A 301-nucleotide genomic window follows, 5' to 3' on the forward strand; every position below is an offset into this window, starting at 1 on the left:
GTCCGGGCCGCCCGCATCACATCCGGGAGGCTCCATGTTCGGCAAGATCCTGATCGCCAATCGCGGCGAGATCGCCTGCCGCGTCATCCGCACCGCCCGCAAGCTCGGCGTGCGCACCGTGGCCGTCTATTCGGATGCGGATGCCCGCGCCCTGCATGTCGAAATGGCGGACGAGGCGGTGCATATCGGCGCCTCGCCTGTCGGCGAAAGCTATCTGCGCGGCGAAAGGATCGTCGCGGCAGCGCTCGCCACCGGCGCCGAAGCCATCCATCCCGGCCATGGCTTCCTGTCGGAAAACCCC

1 protein-coding gene is annotated in these 301 nt (G+C 68.4%); it reads left to right on the forward strand.

Going from position 1 to position 301, the window contains the following annotated elements; translation table 11 throughout:
* Window positions 1-34: 34 nt before the first annotated feature.
* Window positions 35-301, forward strand: a 267-nt coding sequence (locus EN852_RS38895) for a biotin carboxylase N-terminal domain-containing protein (protein ID WP_281407865.1), incomplete at its 3' end; no start/stop codon positions are given.

Origin of the sequence: Mesorhizobium sp. M2E.F.Ca.ET.209.01.1.1 (assembly GCF_004010375.2) — a bacterium.
Classification (GTDB): domain Bacteria; phylum Pseudomonadota; class Alphaproteobacteria; order Rhizobiales; family Rhizobiaceae; genus Mesorhizobium.